1 protein-coding gene and 1 pseudogene are annotated in these 1,792 nt (G+C 74.3%); both read left to right on the forward strand.

Annotation, left to right across the window (positions count from 1 at the left end):
* Positions 1-941: pseudogene (locus tag G5C65_RS36685) on the forward strand (serine/threonine-protein kinase); the annotation flags it as partial.
* A 186-nt stretch (positions 942-1,127) separates the two neighbouring features.
* Positions 1,128-1,792 (forward strand): protein kinase (locus G5C65_RS36690; protein WP_165303363.1); only part of this gene is annotated, 665 nt, incomplete at its 3' end.

Raw genomic sequence — 1,792 nt, forward strand, 5'->3', positions numbered from 1 at the left:
CCACCCCGCCGCCCGCCGCGCCCGGGGAGCAGCAGGGCGCGGCGGAGCGGCGTACGGGCGGCACCCCCGCCGGTGCCGGTGCCGGGGACGCCGCGAGCACCACCGGGAGCGTCGGGAGCCGCGGCGGAGCGCTGCCGCCGGAGAGCGGGGGCAGTGACGCGATCACCTCGCTGCGCGATCTGCGGGAGCTGCCCGAGCTGCGGCGCCGGTTCGACCGCCGGACCCTCGCGCTCATCGCCACCGCGGTGGTCATCGCGGTGGTCGTCGTGGTCGCGGTGGTCGCCACCGTGGCGAGCGGGGAGGGGAGCGACGGGAACGAGGCGAAGAACGGCTCGTCGTCGAGCGACGGCGCCAAGGGCGGCCAGGACGACAAGGGCGACAGCGGAGACTCCGACAAGGGCGGCAAGGACGGCAAGGGCGACAGCGGCGACAAGGACGCGGCCGACCGGTCCGGCAAGCAGAAGAACGGCGGCTCCGCACTCCCCGACGGGTACCGCAAGGTGACCGACAAGCGCTTCCGCTTCGCCATGGCCATGCCCAAGGGCTGGCAGCGCACCGGCATCGCGGGTGCGAACTCCGGCGGGAAGTACGGCCCGGCCGGCGGCGGCTCCCCGAAGATCCAGGTGGACTTCAACGACAGCCCGCTCGCCAGCGCCGCCAGTGCCTGGCGCGGCCTGGAGCCCGCCGTCAAGGGCGCCAGCTCCGGATACCGCCCGCTCGGCATCGCCAAGACCGACTGGCGCGACTATCCGACCGTCGCGGACTGGCAGTTCCTCCGCAAGGAGAACGGCGAGAAGGTCCGCGTGCTCAACCGCGGCTTCAAGGTGGACGGCGACCACGGCTACGCCATCATGATCACCTGCAAGGCGAGCGAGTGGCAGAGCAAGCAGTGCACCACGCTCCGTGAGACGGCGTTCAAGACGTTCAAGCCGGTCGGCTGAGCGCGGTTCCGGGGCGCCGCTGAGGGGGAAGCGCTGAAGAGACCGGCTGTTGATACGGCGGAGTGGTCCGTACGTCCGCACGGGACCGTTCCGGCACGTATCGTGAGAGACCGCGGACCGTCACCATCCGCGAAGAGTGCGGAGTGCGTGCGGAACTGACGGCTTGGCGCGCTGTGGGGAGGCGTCGTGGAGGACCACGCGGGATACGCGGGGCGGTTGCTCGCCGACCGCTACCGCCTGCCTCCGCCGCCCGCCGAGGAGTACGCGTACGCGGAGTCGCTGGCCTGGGACACGGCGAGCGGCCAGGAGGTCCTCGTCCGGCAGGTGCCGCTGCCCGAGGTGGTCGACGCCGAGGTGGTGGACGAGGGCCGGTACGCGGCCGTGCCCGGCGCCCCGGACGGCGCGGGGCAGCCGCACGGCTCCTCCCCCCGGCTCTTCGAGCAGGGAGTGCCCCCGGGCCGGGCCACGCGCAGGCCCGCCGACCCGGTGGTGCGGCGCGCGGTCGAGGCGGCGGTGGCCGCCTCCCGGATCCCCGACCACCCACGGCTCGACCAGGTCTTCGACGTCTTCGTGGAGGGCGACGGCCTGTGGATCGTGAGCGAGCTGGTCCCCGCTCACTCGCTCGCCGCCTTACTGGCCGAGCGTCCCCTGGGGGCGCACCGCGCCGCGGAGATCGCGGCGGATGTGCTCGCCGCGCTGCGCGTCGTGCACGCGCACGGCTGGGCCCACCGCAACGTCACCGCACGCACCGTGCTGATCTGCGAGGACGGCCGCGCCCTGCTCACGGGGCTGGCGGTGGGCGCCGCGGAGGAGGCGCTGTGCGGCTACGACCCGCTGCCGGAGCCGGGCCC

The sequence above is a fragment of the Streptomyces boncukensis genome (genome assembly GCF_011045075.1).
Classification (GTDB): Bacteria; Actinomycetota; Actinomycetes; order Streptomycetales; family Streptomycetaceae; genus Streptomyces; species Streptomyces boncukensis.